This window comes from Arcicella sp. (assembly GCF_964672035.1).
Map to the genome: position 1 here is coordinate 21,078 of NZ_CBABQS010000024.1, position 18,874 is coordinate 39,951.

Sequence of the window (18,874 nt, forward strand, 5' to 3'; positions counted from 1 at the left end):
CTGTTTACTCCGTCCGCAAGGACTTCACAGGATTAGCCAAGCCCGTCCGAATCGCCTGATAACTCACTGTTAATAAAGCAATTACAATCGAAACCACCATTACTAAAACAAAAACTCCCATCCCAATTTCTATCCGATATTCATAATCTTGCAGCCATTTTTTCATCGTAAAATAAGCAATTGGTGAAGCAATGACGATAGAAATAATTACCAATTTTAAGAAATCTTTTGATAGTAAAGCAGTAATATTCATTACTGTTGCTCCCAAAACTTTTCTTATGCCAATTTCTTTGGTGCGTTGTTCTGCCATGAAAGATGCCAAACCAAACAAACCCAAACAAGAGATAAAAATGGCTAAAAATGCTACCAACAACGATAAACTACCGATGAGTTCTAAATATTCAAATTTCTTGGCGTATTGTTCATCCGTAAATTGGTAATCAAAGGGATAACCAGGATTGAATTTATCAAAAATTACGTTCATTTTTTTAATTGCCACCGAGGTTGAAACGTTGGGGTTTAGTCTAATGCAAAAACAGTTTACCGAATTTATATTAAAATATACTACCATCGGTGAAATATTCTGAAAAGGCGAACCCACCTGTAAGTTTGGCATTATGCCCAATACTTTGAGTGCATCTCCATTCCATTTTACCGTTTCTCCAATGGGTTCTTTAAGTGCCATACGCTCAACGGCTGCTTCATTCAAAATCATACCAGCAGAATCCGAGGCAAAATCAGTGGAAAAATCTCGCCCCGATTTTAGTTTAATCCCCATCGTTTTAATGTAATCATAACTTACGGCAACGGTATTAAAAATCACAGATTTATCATTGGGTTTGGCATTTTTCCATTCAAATCCAGCATTATTACTCCAAGCATTATACGGGGGAGACGAAGATTTGCAAATGGATGAAACCGCTCCTGAAGCTAATAATTCATTACGAAGAGGATTATAGTTTTTAATTAATTCTGCCGAGCCAAAAACCGTGAGTAAGCCTTTATTATCGTAACCAACTGGGCGATTTTTGCCGTACTGAATTTGTTGGTAAATAATTACCGTTCCAATCATCAAGGCAATAGAAAAAGTAAATTGTGTAACCACTAAAATCTGACGGGGCAAAGAAGCACTTTTCCCTACCCGAATTGTCCCTTTCAGTACTTTCACAGGATTAAAAGCTGATAAATAAAGAGCTGGGTAACTACCCGCTAAAAGCCCCGTAAATACCGTAAAAGCTAACATGATGACCCAAAAAATAGGGTTTGTCAATTGAAGAGAAACGTCTTTTTTAGTAAGTATGTTGAAGGCAGGTAGCGTAAATTCAACCATAATCAAGGCAAACCCCAAAGCGATGAAAGAAATTATCAAAGACTCACTCAAAAATTGCCCAATCAACTCCCCACGCCCCGACCCCATTGCCTTTCTTACGCCTACTTCCTTAGCTCTTTTTTCGGAACGTGCAGTACTTAAATTCATAAAATTGATACAGGCAATCAATAAAATTACTATGCCAAAAATGCCGAATAATTTTACGTATTTAATAAATCCATCCGTGTTTATGCCATCCGTAAAATCATTATACAATCTCCATTTTGACATGGGGTGAATTAAAACCTCGGGTTTAATCGTATTTTGCATCATGGCATTATCCTTAAAATGGTCAAACACAACCTTCGCAATTTTAGCATTCGTTTTTTCGGGATTTATCCCCTCTTTTAATTGAGCAAACACTTGGTACGAATTATTACCCCAGTTTGAACTCTCCTTTTCCATCCATGTATTCAGCTTAATGTACAAACCCCAAGGCAACAAATAATCAAATTGAAAAGTAGCACTTTTGGGTTGTTTTTTTATAACAGCAGTTACTTTCAAATCGGCAGTATTATCCATTTTCAAAACCATACCGATGGGGTCTTTATCCCCAAAAATTGTTTTGGCTAATTCATCCGTTAGTACAATTGAATAAGGCTCTTTCAAAGGGTTTTTATCCCCTTTCAAAATTTCAAAAGAAAACATATCAATGCCCTGTTCGCCCAGATAATGTCCCTCCTTACTAAACTTCTGATTACCCGTTGCTAACGAATGTCCACTTCCCCAATCCGACATCGCAACTGCCTTAAAATCAGGATATTTAGTTCGTAATTCTTCGCCCATTGGAAAAGGTAAAGCATCCTGTGTGCCTCGGTGTCCATCAAAAGTTTGGTGCATTTTCACTTGGTAAAGTATCTCATAATTTTTGTGATGTTTGTTGGCAGAAAGCTCATCAATCATCCATAAACCAATGAGCATAGCCACTGCCATACCAACCGCCAAACCAGCAATATTAATGAAAGAATACACCTTGTTTTTAACAAGATTTCGTAGGGCTATTTTTAGATAATTTTGTAACATGACTCTAAATTTTTATGTATATTTGAGGAAAATAAAAATAATATGGAATTAATCGAAAATTGGGCAAAAAGAGAGATGACTGCCTACGAATCCGAAAGAGGAAAACCCATGCCAAGTCTTAACCACTCATATATTCAGAATAATCTTGTTACTGAATTGAACATTAACTATCGTAAACAATTTACTTTTCTTCCAGAATTAACCCTTGAAATGCCACAAAGACCTAATTGTGTGCCTGACATTTCAATTTACCATAAGATGACGGTAGATTTTTCGCATGATTCAATAACGTTTGATAAAATGCCTTTAACTGCCATCGAAATTGTTTCTCCAACACAATCAAACGATGAAATATTACTCAAATTTGAGAGATATTTCTTTGCAGGAGTTCAATCGTGCTGGTTAGTGATGCCAAGTTTAAAAGCAGTAAGTGTACATTCTCAAATAGGTAAATATATTTTCTTTAATAATGACAATATTTTGGTAGATTCTGCAACTGGCATTCAATTAAATTTGGCAGAAATATTTAGTTAATAATAGTTTAACCAAACCTGTGCCAATTATATAATTATCTGATTATCAGTAATTTGAAAATAATCAAAAAACAAAAAGTGTCCGTTTCCGGACACTTTTTGTGCGTAAATAGAACACCCACTTCTCACTCATTACTTCTCCCTTATAACTAAATTCAAACTTTCCTTTTCTTTCTAATAAAAAGTACTTAATTTTGCAGTCTTTTAAAATTAAGTCTGTGCAAAAAAGTATCCTAAATACATTCAAAATTGACATTTTTCGCCTCGAAAGCAAGCAATATCTGCATGAGTTTGAAGGAAACGATGATTTTTTTGAAGCACTCGACCAAAATTTAATTGAAAAAGGACATTTTAAAGCAACAGTGGTTCTCAATAAAAATGAGACGATGATTCAGATGATGTACAAAATCACTGGAAGTGTTGAGTTAACTTGCGACCGAAGTCTTGATCTCTTCGATTTTCCAGTGGATATTACGCAGAAAATGATTTTAAAATTCTCTGACCACAATGAAGAAATTACAGAAGAATTAATGTTGATTGATCGTAATTCACAATATATCAATGTTGCCCAAGATATTTTTGATTTTATTGGCTTGCAAATTCCTATCAAAAAACTTCATCCACGCTTCACCCAAGATGAAGTGACGTATGAAAGTCTGATGAAAAAATTTGAAGACGAATACGAAGAAGAAGATTTTGATGAATATGAATTGGACGATGATGATGATGATTTTGACGTTGGAGATGATGATCACGATGAGAATTTTGAAATCAACGATCAAGAATCAGAAGATGAAGGAGAAATAGTTTATTCAACTTTGAAGAGTGTAGAAAGTCAAGATAGTGAATCTGAAATTACCGTAGAAAAGCCAATTGACCCACGTTGGGAGGCTTTGATGAAATTGAACAAAAATTAGTAATAAATAAATAACGAATCATAAATTAAGAAAATAAAGAAATGGCACATCCTAAACGCAGAATTTCGACGACTCGTAGAGATAAAAGACGTTCACACGACTTCGGAACTCCAAAAACAATCACTACAGACCCAACAACTGGCGAAATCCATTTGCGTCACCGTGCTCACGTATTCGAGGGTAATTTGATGTATAAAGGCAAAATGGTTGTTGAAGGTTATGCTGTTCAAGCGTAATTAGTTGTTAAGATTAAGGGGTTGGGCATTAGAAATAAACTAATATCCAACCCCTTAATTTTTGTAAGGTTTTTGATTTAGTTTATGCCCAAATCAAGTATAAACTTTTGATTAGTAATGGGTTACATATATAATTTTTAACCCCAAATCTTAATGCCTAATTATTTTTACGAAAAAATACTGATTAACACTTCATTAATCGTTAAATTTGTGGTTAAATCGTTTAACCGAAAAATATATTAATGAAGATAGGTATTGATGCAATGGGTGGAGATTATGCCCCCAAAGCAATCGTTGAGGGAATTATTTTAGCAGCACAAGAAACACCTGCTGACCTTACCATCGTATTGATTGGTAAAGTTCAGGATATTCAACAAATACTTGATAATCAAAAGTTTAAGGGTACAAACATTGAAATTGTTGAAGCAAATGAGACTATTGAAATGGGTGAACACCCCGTTAGAGCCTTGCAATCTAAACCCAATTCCAGCATCGGAGTTGGGTTTAAACTTTTAAAGACGGGGGAGATTGACGTATTTGCTTCCGCAGGTAATACCGGAGCGATGATGGTCGGGTCTTTATTCTCAATAAAAACCATTGATGGGGTTCAACGCCCACCAATTGCAGGATTTGCTCCACAAATTGATGGGAAATTGGCGGTAATTTTAGACATTGGTGCAAATGCTGATGTGAAACCCGAAATGCTGGCTCAGTTTGGTGTTCTGGGTTCTATTTATGCAAAGGCAACGATGGATATTGAATCGCCAAGAGTAGCTTTGATGAACATTGGTGAAGAAGAAGAAAAAGGTTCATTAATCGCTCAACAAGCCTATAAACTGATGAAAGAAGATAAAACCATCAACTTTATTGGTAATATCGAAGGGAAAGATTTTTTCAAGGGAAAAGCCGATGTTATTGTTACGGATGGCTTTACAGGAAATATTCTCTTGAAAATGGGCGAATCTCTCTACGGTATTATGAAAGATAGAGGTATTAGAGATGAATTTTTAGACAAAACAAATTACGAAGCCGTTGGGGGCAGTCCGATAATTGGGGTAAACGGAAATGTTATTATCGCTCATGGTTCGTCGTCGGCAACGGCGGTAAAAAATATGGTTCATCTTTGCCGTAAGGTAGTTGAATCGAAAGTTACTGAAAAAATTAAAGAAGCATTACGTTAGTTTTTAGTTGTAAGTTATAAATTATGAGTTATGAATAGTTCGCCGAAGCGGTTTTTTTATAATTCATAATTCACAACTTATAATTCATAACTACATCTCCATTATGACCAAAATAACTGCTGCCATTACAGGTGTTCAGGGATACGTTCCCGAAGACATACTTACTAATGCTGACCTTGCTAAACTTGTTGATACCACCGATGAATGGATAATGAGTCGAACGGGCATAAAAGAACGCCACATTTTACGAGGCGAGGGGAAAGGGACTTCTGTAATGGCTATTGAGGCGGTAAAAGGTTTATTAGCAAAGACTGATACCAAGCCCGAAGAGATAGATTTATTAATATGTGCGACCATTTCGCCCGACCATTTTTTCCCTGCCACTGCCAATCTTATTTGTGAAGCAGTAGGTATTAAGAATGTAGGTTCTTTTGATATTGCTGCGGCTTGTTCGGGTTTTATAAATGCCTTAACGACAGGTGCAATGTTCATAGAATCAGGACGTTACAAGAAAATTGTGGTGGTAGGAGCCGATAAAATGTCGTCAATCGTTGATTATACAGACCGTACCACTTGTGTATTGTTTGGTGATGGAGCAGGGGCAGTTTTGTTGGAAGCTAATTATGAAGGTTTGGGAATTCAGGATTTTATTTTGAGGTCAGACGGTTCGGGAGCTAATCATTTAATCCAAAAAGCGGGAGGAAGTGCTTATCCACCTACCCACGAGACGATTAACGCCAAAGAACATTTTATTCACCAAGACGGACAAACAGTTTATAAATTTGCGGTAACAAAAATGGCGGATGTTTCGGCAGAAATTATGGAAAGAAATAATTTGACGGGTGATGATATTGCATTTTTAGTACCTCATCAAGCCAATAAGCGCATTATTGACGCAACGGCTCATCGCATGGGTGTAGGCGAAGAAAAAGTAATGATGACCATTCAAAAATACGGAAATACCACGGCAGCAACGATTCCGCTATGTTTATGGGATTATGAATCTCAATTGAAAAAGGGAGACAATTTGATTCTTGCGGCTTTTGGCGGAGGATTTACTTGGGGAAGTATTTATTTGAAATGGGCGATTTAGATTAATCAGAATACAGTAAAAAAACATAAAATGGCAAATACCGCAGACATTAAAAACGGATTAGTAATTAAATTTAATAATGATCTATTTTCAATTATTGAATTCCTTCATGTAAAACCAGGTAAAGGTCCCGCTTTTGTGAGAACAAAATTGAAATCTTTAAATACAGGCAGAGTAATTGATAATACCTTCAACTCAGGCGTATCAATTTATCCAGTGCGTGTGGAACGTCGAGTTTATCAATATCTTTATGCCGAAGAATTTGGATTTACCTTTATGGATAACATTACTTTCGAGCAAGTAACCTTGAATAAAGAAATGGTTCCTGCCTCAGATTTGATGAAAGAAGGACAAGAAGTTGAAATTCTTATCAATACTGAAACAGATTTGCCAATTTCATGCGAGATGCCCATGTTCGTTGAATTGGTGGTTACTTACACTGAAAATGGTATTAAAGGCGACACGGCAAATGCCCCTAAAAAACCCGCAACGGTTGAAACAGGAGCAACAATTACTGTGCCTTTATTCATACAAACAGACGAGAAAATTAAAGTTGATACTCGTACTTATGAGTATGTTGAAAGAGTAAAAGGTTGATTATTCTGAATTGAAATCTAAAAAAACCTAATATTCCATAAATTTCTAACTCCCAAAATGGAAAACAAAGAAATCCAAAAACTCCTTGACTTTATTGCACAGTCAACGCTCGATGAGGTATCTATCGAAACCTCTGAACTGAAATTATCAGTAAAAAGATACGGTGTTGCTCCCGTTGTTCAACAAGTGGCAGCAGTAGCTCCCGTAGTAGCGGCACAAGTTTCTGGAGTTGCTCCAGCGGCACAAGTACCTGTTGCTCCTGTAGCCGCACCAGTGGTAGCCTCAAACAGAGTTACAATCAAATCCCCGATGATTGGAACTTTCTATCGTTCATCAAGCCCAGATAGACCTTTGTTGGTAGAAATAGGTTCTGAAATTACAAAAGGATCGCCTGTTTGTATTATTGAAGCCATGAAATTATTCAACGAAATAGAATCTGAAATTTCAGGACGTATCGTGGAAGTTCTGGTAGAAAATGCCACACCAGTAGAATTTGATCAACCTCTTTTTGTTGTAGAACAGTAATTCAATTGATAATTGATAATTGATAATTGACAATTTTCGCTGTAATAAGTGAATACAACCTTCCAAAATATAATTTCTTTGGAATAAGATTTTGTTAACTACCAATTATCAATTATCAATTGTCAATTGATAATTGATAAAAATGTTTAAAAAAATACTCATTGCCAATCGTGGTGAAATTGCTCTTCGCATCATTAGGACGTGTAGAGAAATGGGCATCAGAACGGTTGCGGTTTATTCAACTGCCGACCGTGAAAGTCTTCACGTAAAATTTGCGGATGAAGCCGTTTGTATTGGGCCTCCACCAAGCAGACTGTCATATCTAAATATTCCTGCGATTATTTCTGCTGCCGAAGTTACGGGAGCGGATGCTATTCACCCAGGTTACGGATTTTTGTCTGAAAATGCTGAATTTTCAAGAATCTGTGCTGAATATGGTATCAAATTTATTGGAGCAACTGCTGACCAAATCAATTCAATGGGTGATAAGGCAACTGCCAAAGCAACCATGAAAAATTCGGGCGTTCCTGTAATTCCAGGGTCTGAGGGTTTGATTGATACGGTTGAAGAAGCAAAAATCTTAGCGAAAGAAATCAAATATCCTGTTATCATTAAAGCTACGGCTGGTGGTGGTGGACGTGGTATGAGAATTATTCGCCACGAAGACGAATTTGAAAAACTTTGGGACGATGCCAAAACAGAATCAGCGGCGGCTTTTGCTAACGATGGTTTATACATGGAGAAATACGTTGAAGAGCCACGCCATATCGAAATTCAAATCGTGGGTGACCAATACGGAACGGTTTGCCATTTGTCGGAACGTGATTGTTCAATCCAACGTCGTCACCAAAAATTGTGTGAAGAAACTCCTTCACCGGCTCTTACACCTGAATTGCGTGAGCGCATGGGAACTGCAGCGGTGAAAGGTGCAGCAGCAATCAAATATGAAGGTGCAGGTACGGTAGAATTTCTTTTGGATAAAAACGGAGATTTCTATTTTATGGAAATGAACACTCGTATCCAAGTGGAACATCCTATTACGGAGGAAGTTACAGATTTTGATTTAATTAAAGAACAAATAAAGGTAGCGGCAGGCATTGCGATTTCAGGGAAGAATTATTTTCCAAAATTATTCGCTTTGGAATGTAGAATCAATGCCGAAGATCCATCCAATAATTTCCGTCCATCACCAGGAAAAATTACCAATTTGCATTTGCCAGGTGGACACGGGATCAGAATTGATAGTCACGTTTATTCAGGATATACAATTCCACCAAATTATGATTCAATGATTGCGAAAGTGATTGCAACGGGTCAAAGTAGGGAGGAAGTCTTATTGAGAATGAAACGAGCCTTGCAAGAATTCGTAATTGAGGGAATAAAAACAACGATTCCATTCCACATCAAATTAATGGATGACGAACGTTTCAAATCAGGAAATTTCACCACAGCGTTCATGGAAGGATTTGATTTGAGTAATTTGTAAGAATATTAAAAAGCCCTTTGAAATTGATTTCAGAGGGCTTTTTGATTATTTTGCAAAAATCATTGCGAAATAGCTATCTTCGCTCTACAAAACAATTTATCTGTTGTTTATGAATATTCCAATCCAAAAAACAAGTAACGAAGTCAAAAACTTTGTTTTCAGTCCTTACTTCGGTGATGGACTTCGGATAACTTTTGGGGTTGTTTTTCCGAGTTTGGTTCTTGCCCAATTTGACTTACTCAAAATAGGAATTACCGTCTCTTTGGGTGCCTTGTGTGCGAGCATCGTGGATTCACCTGGCCCAATCACCCACCGACGTAATGCCATGTTTTTTACCATTGGAATAGTTACGGTTGTATCCTTATTGACCGCTCTTTGTAATTTTTCAGTGTATCTTCTTGGTGTGTTAGTAGTTGGGTTAACGTTCTTGTTATCAATGCTTTATGTATATGGAACACGGGCGGCATCCGTGGGTATTGCGGCTTTATTAATTATGACTTTGGGGATTGAAGATATTCGTCCACTACCTGAAATATTACTATATTCGCTCGAAATTCTCTTCGGCGGATTGTGGTATATTGCCCTCAGTTTATCGCTTTATCGCATTATGCCTTACCGTCAGGCACGGTTGAATTTGGGTGAATGTTTAATCGAAATCGCTGATTTTATGCGAATCAAGGCGGGTTTTTATCAAGAAGGAATGGATTATGATGAGAACTATAAAAAACTTATCGAAGCCCAAATTACGGTGAATGATATGATGGATGCGGTGAGAGAACAATTGCTTAAAAGCCGTGAGATTGTACGAGAAAATACGCAAGAAGGTCGTTTTTTATTGGTAGTGTTTGTGGATATGGTGGACTTGTACGAACAAATAATGTCTACTTTTTATAATTACCAAAACCTGCATAAACAGTTCGATAAAACGGGTATTCTGACTGATTTTGAAAATACACTTAACCTCTTAGCCGAACAAATTGATGAAATCGGGGCATCTTTAAAAGACGGAACTAACCCTAATTTTTCCCTGAAATTACCTCGAAAAATCAAAGATTTAAAATTAGAAATTGAAGCATTGGCAGTTTTGAAAGGACAAGCGCATACAACGGTTGAATTTTCAACGATTGGATTACAGGCATTGAAGAATATTGAAATAAATGTTGAGAATATCTATTTGAGAATCAAGAAGATAAGGGAATATTTCAAAGAAAAAAAGCTAAAAAGATTAGTTAAAAATGACATAAGAATTGCTTCATTTATTTCGCATCAAGAATATGAATTAGATAATTTTACCGATAATTTAAACCTGAAATCTGAAACCTTTAGGCACGCCCTTCGTATTTCGGGCATGATGTTAGTTGGGTTTATTATCGCTGAATCTTTCAATTTTTTACACAGCAATTGGATTCTTTTAACGATTGTTGTGATTATGAAACCCGCTTATAGTCTAACAAAAGAACGCAATCTTGACCGCTTAATTGGTACGATTTCGGGTGCTTTTATTGGTATGGTTATCCTTAATTATGTCACGGATAATCGTTTACTTTTTGCGATTCTATTGGTTTGTATGTTGGGGACGTATAGTTTTCAACGTAAAACCTATCTCGTTAGCGTAGTTTTTATGACTCCTTTTATCTTGATTCTCTTCGATTTTTTGGGAATGGGAAGCCGTGCTTTGTTGATTGAACGAGTATATGATACAGTTATTGGCGGAGGACTTGCTTTTATGGGAAGTTATATTTTACTGCCAAATTGGGAACACGAAAAACTGAAAAAGACCTTAATTGAGATGTTAGAAGCAAATTTGGCGTATTATCATCAAGTTTCGCAGATGTACTTTGGCGTAAAGTATGAAAGGGTTCCTTATAAAATTATCCGAAAAGAAGTCTTTGTGAGAAGTGCCAATTTAGCCTCAGCATTTCAGCGAATGTATTCCGAACCTAAGCATAAACAATTGAGCATCAATGAAATACATAAATTTTCGGTGTTGAATCATTTATTTTCTTCTTACGTAGCCACGCTTGCCATGTATGCGAGTGAACATTTTGAGGAAATCCCCGATTTTGAAGAATTAACTATAGTGGCTCAACGCACTGAAGTAATGCTGAAAGAAGCCATTAAAATTGTTGAAAAAAGCGAATTTGTGGTGAAAGAAAATATTCAAATTTTAAAACTAAAAACAAATGCTGACCAACCGGAAGAAAGTAAAATTGTAATTCCCGAACAATTCATGAATATTCAAAAAGCAGCGTATGATATTTGCAAGATTTCGGAGCGGATTCAGTTGTAAGTTTGGAATTTTATACCCCAAATTTGCCAAACCCGAAAAGCATGGTTAATTTTAACTATTCAAAGAAATAAGAAACGACACAATGATAAAAAATAACTGGACAAGAGAAGAAGTTGAAGCAATTTATAATTTGCCTTTCATGGAATTAGTCTATCGTGCTGCCACCGTTCATCGTCAGTATAATGACCCGCAAGAGGTTCAAATCAGCACATTATTGTCCATTAAAACGGGCGGATGTCCTGAGGATTGTTCGTACTGTTCACAGGCGGCTCGCTATCATACCGATGTGAAGGTGCAAAAATTGATGGAAACACCTGAAGTTTTGGCAGCAGCTCAACGTGCCAAAGATGCGGGTTCATCTCGTTTTTGTATGGGTGCGGCTTGGCGTGAAGTGCGTGATAACAAAGACTTTGACAAAGTTTTGGATATGGTAAAGGGCGTAAACGAAATGGGTTTAGAAGTTTGTTGCACCCTCGGAATGTTATCAGAATCACAGGCTGAAAAGTTGAAAGATGCGGGTTTGTACGCTTATAATCACAACATTGATACGAGCGAAGAAAATTATGAAGATGTGATTTCAACCCGTACTTTTGCCGACCGTCTAAATACAATTGATAATGTCCGTAAGGCAAAGTTGTCAGTTTGTTCGGGGGGAATTATTGGTTTAGGTGAAGGAGATGCTGACCGAATGGGAATGCTAAAAACCCTTGCAAATATGTCGCAACATCCTGATTCTGTGCCAATTAATAATCTTGTACCAATCAAAGGAACACCACTTGGCGAGCAAGAACCTGCTTCTATTTGGGATATGGTCAGAACGATTGCTACGGCAAGAATCCTAATGCCAAAATCTTTGGTAAGGCTTTCGGCGGGACGTATGGATATGTCTTACGAAGGGCAAACCTTATGTTTTATGGCGGGTGCAAATTCAATTTTCTCGGGTGATGTGCTTTTAACGACACCAAATCCTGCTGTATCGAATGATAAAGAATTATTCCAAATCTTGAGTATCAAACCTCGTGAGGCTTTTAAGGAGAAAAAACAGCAAGCAGAAGTGAATTTTATTCCGAGTGTAGCGGAGGCAATGGCTGAGGTGTTGAATTAATACAAAATATCCGAACCAAATTCATGGCATGATTTAAAATTATGCCATAAATGAAAAGATATAATTTACGAATAACAAATAATTATAATGGCATTACAAAAAGGCGATAAAGCCCCTGATTTTAAATTATTTAACTCTGATAAACAAGAGGTTAGCCTTTCGGACTACAAAGGTAAAAATGTTGTTATCCTATTTTTCCCTTTAGCCTTTACAGGTACTTGCACGGCTGAATTGTGCGAAATGAGAGACAATATTTCAATCTATTCAAATCTAAATGCTGAGGTTTTAGCTATTTCGGTTGACTCTTTATTTACCTTAGACAAATACAAAGCTGAACAAAAATTACCTTTCAATTTGTTGTCAGATTTCAACAAAGACACTTCGGTGGCCTATGGTTCGTTGTACGAAAACTTTGTTTTAGGGATGAAAGGTGTTTCAAAACGTTCAGCTTTTGTGGTTGATGTTGATGGAAATATCCAATATGCGGAAATTTTGGAAGATGCTGGAAAAGTACCTAATTTTGAAGCCGTTCAAAGTGCTTTACAAAGTTTGTAACAAAATTTAATTTTTCATGTTGATACTGTATCTAAACTTTATCAACATGAAAAATCTATTATTCCTCTCTCTTTTTTTGTCATTTTCGACAAACATTTTCTCTCAAAATTTAACGCCCCCAAATTTCAATCAAGAACGAATTGATTTGAATCGAAAAGGCTTGACCGTTTTGGGTTCGTGGGCGGGGGCAAACTTAATTACTAACGGGATTTTACTGGCCAATAATTCATCGGGAAGCGATAAATATTTTTATCAAATGAATCTGTATTGGAACGTGGTAAACGGTGCTTTGGCGGGTTTGGGCGTATTGGGAGCTAAAAAAACGCAAGGAAATTTAAGTGCTTTTCAGACGTTGGAAGAACAAAGTAGTACTGAAAAAACCTTCTTGGTAAATACCGGTTTGGACGTAGCTTACGTAATGACGGGGGTGTATTTGCTCGAAAAAAGCAAAAATTCAACTGATAGTCAAGATATGTTGAAAGGCTACGGTCAATCGGTGATTTTGCAGGGTGGATTTCTCTTACTTTTTGATGGAATTATGTACGGTGTACATCGTTCGCATTTGAAAAAAAGGAAAGCTATTTTTGAAAATCTTACGTTTACGGGCAATCAGGCAGGTTTTGTTTGGCGGTTTTAATATTTACCATCAAGATACTAAGGCTTTAAAAAAAATATAAATATTGAATTAAAAAACTTAGTGCCTTAGTGGCTAAAAACCCCCAAGAAACCTCATATTTCTCCACATCCATCTACAATATTTTCTTTCTAAATCTAATCGTAAATGTAGCATAGAATTATCATAAGCAGCGTTTTTGTATGAATTGTCATCTAACCAAACTTATTAACCTAAAAACTCCAGACCATCACAGCCAAACGGTATTTTTTTCATAAATTTAGCTAAAATTTCGAGCGAATAACCTCCTGATTACAAGTAAAATTTTTAAAAATACCCCATGAAACTAATGTTAAAAAAACTGTTATTCCTTCTTACTCCTATCACAGGATTTGCCCAAACCCAAATTCCGCTGAACGATTTGAGTGCTTTTAAAAACCCCAGTATCAATTGGACGATTGAAGGCGGTGTTACGGGTAGTTTTGATGGAAATGCGCTCAAACCTATTGCAGGAAAAGGTGTACTTTTGAGTACCTTGAGAGGTGCAAAATATCAAGCAACCGATGAGTTGTATTCCCTAATGGAACACGGTAATATCAAAATGTCGTTGGATTTTATGATTCCAACGGGCTCTAATTCAGGGATTTATCTCCAAAGTCGTTACGAAATTCAGATTTATGATACTTGGTTGAAAAAACCGATTATAGATAATTTTTGTGGCGCTATTTATCATCGTTGGGACGAATCTCGTGGGAAAGGAAATGAAGGTTATGAAGGACATCCACCCCGCCAAAATGCTGTAAAAGCCCCTGGACTTTGGAATCATTTGGAGATTGATTTTAAAGCACCCACTTTTGATGTTGCGGGTAAAAAATTGACTAATGCCCGTTTTAATTCAGTTTATTTGAACGGTCTTTTAATCCATGAAAACGTTGAATTATTGGGCGTAACTCGTGGCTCAATTTCACCACAAGAAGTAGCAAAAGCTCCTTTCAGAATTCAAGGTGACCATGGACAAGTGGCCTTCAAGAATATCGTTTATGAAGTTTTTGAAAAAAGCGATATTAGTTTCACGCCTGTAACCTTTGAAGTATCCGAAGGCGTAGTCAATAATTTTAAACAGACCAATCCTAAAATGGTTGCTTCTGGAACAGTTCCTCAAGTAACGCAAAAAATCATTAATGCCAAAAGAGATTTTTTAGCAAAATTTCAAGGAAAATTTACCACAAAAGTTGCTGACAATTATACCTTTATCGGGCAATGGGAAGCCATTGGGGCCGTTGTGGTAGATAATGATACGGTTATTCAAGGCTGGCATCAACCTTTTGAATATGTGAAAGGTAGAAAAAAATTAGCGGTAGGCGAACATACTTACACGATTCTTTATACCAAAGATTATAATTGGCGACCAAATTCTTTAGGCGTTTTTATTCAGAAAGACCAATGGGAAAAACAAAATATTACCGAACGAACTTCACTTTTAGATATGGTTCCTGTACCTTTAATTGAAGTGAAACCAACCGACCAACCATCCGTGCAACGTTCTTTTATTATGTATGGCAATAAAAAAATATCGCACGGAATTAGCGTAGGAATGCCCGATGGATTGAGTTTTTCTTACGACCTCAATCAAGGAGGATTTTTGCAATTGTGGAGAGGAAAATTCTTGAATGTTACCGATATGTGGCACGACCGTGGCGAACCTCAAACCTCCGCTGCGATGGGGATGACTATTCAAGCAAATGATAAATTTCCTATGGCATATTTAAACAACAATGAAACAGAATTCCCAGATAGTTTAACGAAAGAAGATTTGAAATTTAAAGGATATAAACTTGAAAAGTACCTCAATAGTAGCGGTTTTCCATGTTTTATGTATGAATATAAAGGCTTGAAAATCAAAGATTTAACAACGCCAATGGGAAAATCGGAAGGCTTGAATCGTCATTTAGTATTTGAAGGAGAAGTAACTACTGCCAAGCAATTATATGCACTTTTAGCCGAAGGAACTGACATTACCGAAGTAACTAACAATCGTTATGGTGTTGATAATCAGATGTATTACGTTGAAGTTGTTGCAAGCCTGAATAACAAACCTTTCATCCGTGAAAGTAAGGGTAAAAAGCAATTACTAATGCCTCTTGCGGGTTTGAAAGAGGTTTCTTATAACGTTATTTTTTAATACTATATTTTAGAAAAATGAAAAACTATAAATATTTATTTATCACCATCCTTGGTTTCTTAACGCAGCAAATTTTTGCTCAACAGAAACCAAAACCTCTTACCGAAGAGGATTATTACGAAATCAAAACCATTACCATTCCCGAAGGAATAAAATTGGAAGTCGGGGGCGTTGCACCCATGCCCGATGGACGAGTTGCGGTATGTACACGCAGAGGCGAAATCTGGATTATTGAAAATCCTTATATGCCCAATGGGACGCAACCGAGTTATACTTTATACGCCAGTGGTTTGCATGAATCTTTGGGTTTGGCTTATCGTGATGGCTCATTTTACTGTACGCAGAGAGGTGAATTGACAAAATTGACTGATACTAATGGTGATGATAAAGCCGATATTTATGAGTCGTTTGCCAATTGGGAAGTTTCTGGAAACTACCATGAATACTCTTACGGGCCCATTTTTGATAAAAATGGCGATATGTATTTGACGTTCAATGTGGCTTGGGTTGGATATGGCGAAGGAAAATTGGCAAAATGGCGGGGCTGGTTGGTGAAAATCAAAAAAGACGGAACGCTTGAACCCATTGCTACGGGTTTACGCTCGCCCGCAGGCTTTACGGTTAATTCAAATGGAGACGTTTTATACGGTGAAAATCAAGGCGATTGGGTAGGTTCTGGACGGATTACTCATTTAGAAAAAGGTGATTTTGCGGGAAATGCGGGTGGACTTTGGTGGACAAAAGAACCCGAATCTCCCCTAAAACCAACCACCGTGAAAGACATTCCAGACACGGGAGAGCCGATGTTTGAGGCTGCGAAGAAAATGAAATCTTTGAAATTGCCAGCCGTCTGGTTTCCTCATGCTTTGATGGGAATATCTACGGCTGATATGATTGAAGACCAAACGGGCGGTAAATTTGGACCGTTTCAAGGACAATATTTTGTTTATGACCAAGGACAATCGAAAGCCATGCGTATGACTTTAGAAAAAGTAAATGGCAAATATCAAGGTGCTTGTTATCCTTTCCGTGAGGGTTTTCAGTCGGGAACTATACGGGCAAGATGGGGCAACGATGGCTCAATGTTCGTGGGACAAACATCCCGTGGTTGGGGGTCAACGGGTAAGGAATTATTCGGTTTGCAACGCTTAGTTTGGAATGGAAGAATGCCTTTTGAGATGAAAAGTGTTTCGGCTCGTCCCGATGGTTTTGAGATTGAATTTACGCAACCAATTAGTCGCCAAAGTGCCGAGAATTTTAATAGCTACGAATTAAAAAGTTTTACTTACAAATATCAACATCAGTACGGAAGTCCAATTATCAATCAAGAAATTACGCCTTTGCGGGGAATAATTGTGTCAGAAGACCGTATGAAAGTGCGTTTGGTATTGGATAATATTCGTCAAGGATATATTCACCAAGTGACCGCTTCGGGCATTGTGAATGACGAAGGACAACCACTTCTGCACGATGTGAGTTATTATACGATGAACGAAATTCCCACGGGAGATTTGGCAAAAGTTCCTTTGAGAGCCATTCCGCCTACGCCAGTTCCTGCAAAAGAGGTAAAAGGTGCGGTGAAAAAAGAGAAAATTGGAGCCACAAAAGACATCATTGTGAATAGTAAAGAAGTAATGGTTTTATTGAAAAAACACGCTTGTTTAGCTTGCCATGCCGAAGCTAATAGAGTCGTTGGACCTTCTTATATCGATATTGCCAAACGCAATTATACCAATGAGCAAATCTTGGAATTAGTCTATAAACCAAAACCCGAAAACTGGCCCGATTTTGCAACTGAAATGGCACCAATGTCGCACGTGCCAAAGTCGGATGTCTTGAAAATTGCCGCTTGGATTAATACTTTGGGAAAGAAAGGTAAGGCAGATTTGAATAAAATTGAGAATCATGATTAGTGATTTAAAAATGGTACAGAATACCCAATTCAAAAAGATATTGATGACCAAAAATGCAAATTGGGAATAAATGTATTGAAACTATTATCAAAAAAGCCCCCAATTTAGAAAATTGGGGGCTTTTTTGATGGCTACCTAAAAAATCGAGGCGGTAAAAAATCCATAAAATCATCATCAAAATCATCTTGAATTTGATAATTCTTCAAAAATCTACGCATATTTTCTTTGACTCCGAGCGCTAAAATATCTTGCTCAATCATCTTTATATTGTTCTTCAATTGATTGACTTGGCGAGTAATTTTTGCTTTCATCGTCTTTTCATCACCGCCAAATCTGGTTAATAAATCCTGACCACCTGTCGTGCCTTGCATTCTTAATTGCCAAAGGTTTTCTTCCAACTCTCTTACTTGCTCTTTCAAGATTTTATTGTAGTATTTCAATTGCTCATCCGCCATTGTAAGTGATTCAATATCAGAGCCTTGCAATTCTATTTTTAATCGTAATAGTTCAAATAAATCATCTTTTTCATAAGCTTGCGTAACCCTTTTCATAATTTCGGTTTTGCGGTCACGTTCAGTTTCGTCACGCTCACGGTCGGGATGAAAGGCTTTTACCAAATCGGTATAAATACTACGGGCTGCCTTACTAACATTTTTAGCTTCTGCTTTTATTTTCTCCTCTTTCTCAATTTGCTTCTCCGTTTTCTGTTTCTTTGCTTTTTTTGCTTGGGCTTCAGCTTGCTTTTCCTCCATTTTCCGCTCCATGTATTCCTGCATTTTTTGCGGGTCACTGACATTAGCATCCTCCTCAAATTCAACCCCAAACATCGATGACATCATATTTTTCATCATTTCAGCGGTAGCATTTTCTGCCTCGGCATCCATGTCATCAAAAGGTTCATCGGCATATTTATCGTAAAGCGTTTTCAAGGCTTCATTCCCCGTGCCTTCAATCAATTCCTGAGATTTATGAATGATAAAATCAGCAATTTTTTCCTTTTCTTTTTTCTTGAAAAACGGGTCGTCATGGTGTTTATCAAAAACGTAAACCAACTCCGTAATTTTATCAAAATGCTTTTGCTCAACGGGAATAATATCGGATTGAATACGAGTAACGATTAACCGTAAAGATGCTTCATCTTCTTGCAATCGCTGTTTTAATTCATTGATTTTTTTGATATTAGCATTAAATTGCTTTTGAAGTTTAGATAAATCTTTTTCAGATTTTGGGGTTATAACGAGAGCATGATGTGACAT

At 37.0% G+C, this 18,874-nt stretch carries 16 protein-coding genes; 14 read left to right on the forward strand and 2 right to left on the reverse strand.

The window, feature by feature from the left end:
- Positions 1–4: 4 nt before the first annotated feature.
- Complete coding sequence (locus AC1W31_RS09005; protein ID WP_481734099.1) at positions 5–2,392, reverse strand: ABC transporter permease; 2,388 nt, start codon at positions 2,390–2,392, stop codon at positions 5–7.
- Between the two features lie 42 nt (positions 2,393–2,434).
- On the opposite strand from AC1W31_RS09005, the gene AC1W31_RS09010 reads away from it, so the two are divergent.
- From AC1W31_RS09010 to AC1W31_RS09075, 14 genes are all read left to right on the forward strand, one after another.
- Complete coding sequence (locus AC1W31_RS09010) at positions 2,435–2,926, forward strand: Uma2 family endonuclease (RefSeq protein ID WP_481734100.1); 492 nt, start codon at positions 2,435–2,437, stop codon at positions 2,924–2,926.
- A gap of 217 nt (positions 2,927–3,143) precedes the next feature.
- Complete coding sequence (locus tag AC1W31_RS09015; RefSeq protein WP_481734101.1) at positions 3,144–3,842, forward strand: YceD family protein; 699 nt, start codon at positions 3,144–3,146, stop codon at positions 3,840–3,842.
- Positions 3,843–3,883: 41 nt separating this feature from the next.
- Positions 3,884–4,078: a 50S ribosomal protein L32 gene (gene rpmF, locus AC1W31_RS09020; RefSeq protein WP_481734102.1), complete on the forward strand. Its 195-nt coding sequence runs from the start codon at positions 3,884–3,886 to the stop codon at positions 4,076–4,078.
- A 242-nt stretch (positions 4,079–4,320) separates the two neighbouring features.
- Entirely contained in the window at positions 4,321–5,259 is a 939-nt protein-coding gene (gene plsX, locus AC1W31_RS09025) for a phosphate acyltransferase PlsX (RefSeq protein ID WP_481734103.1), read from the forward strand.
- Positions 5,260–5,362: 103 nt separating this feature from the next.
- On the forward strand, positions 5,363–6,352 hold the full coding sequence (locus tag AC1W31_RS09030) for a beta-ketoacyl-ACP synthase III (RefSeq protein WP_481734104.1): 990 nt from the start codon (positions 5,363–5,365) through the stop codon (positions 6,350–6,352).
- 30 nt (positions 6,353–6,382) lie between these two features.
- The gene (gene efp / locus AC1W31_RS09035) at positions 6,383–6,949 is read left to right on the forward strand and encodes an elongation factor P (RefSeq protein WP_481734105.1); all 567 of its coding nucleotides are present in this window, start codon (positions 6,383–6,385) and stop codon (positions 6,947–6,949) included.
- Between the two features lie 57 nt (positions 6,950–7,006).
- Positions 7,007–7,474: an acetyl-CoA carboxylase biotin carboxyl carrier protein gene (gene accB / locus AC1W31_RS09040; RefSeq protein ID WP_481734106.1), complete on the forward strand. Its 468-nt coding sequence runs from the start codon at positions 7,007–7,009 to the stop codon at positions 7,472–7,474.
- 142 nt (positions 7,475–7,616) lie between these two features.
- Positions 7,617–8,960, forward strand: coding sequence for an acetyl-CoA carboxylase biotin carboxylase subunit (accC, locus tag AC1W31_RS09045; protein ID WP_481734107.1), 1,344 nt, complete (start codon positions 7,617–7,619; stop codon positions 8,958–8,960).
- A 109-nt stretch (positions 8,961–9,069) separates the two neighbouring features.
- On the forward strand, positions 9,070–11,250 hold the full coding sequence (locus AC1W31_RS09050) for an FUSC family protein (RefSeq protein WP_481734108.1): 2,181 nt from the start codon (positions 9,070–9,072) through the stop codon (positions 11,248–11,250).
- Positions 11,251–11,332: 82 nt separating this feature from the next.
- Entirely contained in the window at positions 11,333–12,355 is a 1,023-nt protein-coding gene (gene bioB / locus AC1W31_RS09055; protein WP_481734109.1) for a biotin synthase BioB, read from the forward strand.
- Positions 12,356–12,442: 87 nt separating this feature from the next.
- The gene (locus AC1W31_RS09060; RefSeq protein WP_481734110.1) at positions 12,443–12,910 is read left to right on the forward strand and encodes a redoxin domain-containing protein; all 468 of its coding nucleotides are present in this window, start codon (positions 12,443–12,445) and stop codon (positions 12,908–12,910) included.
- A 46-nt stretch (positions 12,911–12,956) separates the two neighbouring features.
- Positions 12,957–13,547 carry a DUF6992 family protein gene (locus AC1W31_RS09065; RefSeq protein WP_481734111.1) on the forward strand — a complete coding sequence of 197 codons (591 nt, stop codon included), beginning with the start codon at positions 12,957–12,959 and terminating at the stop codon, positions 13,545–13,547.
- A gap of 316 nt (positions 13,548–13,863) precedes the next feature.
- Positions 13,864–15,705, forward strand: coding sequence for a 3-keto-disaccharide hydrolase (locus AC1W31_RS09070; protein WP_481734112.1), 1,842 nt, complete (start codon positions 13,864–13,866; stop codon positions 15,703–15,705).
- 17 nt (positions 15,706–15,722) lie between these two features.
- The gene (locus AC1W31_RS09075; RefSeq protein ID WP_481734113.1) at positions 15,723–17,618 is read left to right on the forward strand and encodes a hypothetical protein; all 1,896 of its coding nucleotides are present in this window, start codon (positions 15,723–15,725) and stop codon (positions 17,616–17,618) included.
- Positions 17,619–17,749: 131 nt separating this feature from the next.
- Here the strand turns inward: AC1W31_RS09075 and AC1W31_RS09080 are convergent, their stop codons facing one another.
- The gene (locus AC1W31_RS09080; protein WP_481734114.1) at positions 17,750–18,874 is read right to left on the reverse strand and encodes a hypothetical protein; all 1,125 of its coding nucleotides are present in this window, start codon (positions 18,872–18,874) and stop codon (positions 17,750–17,752) included.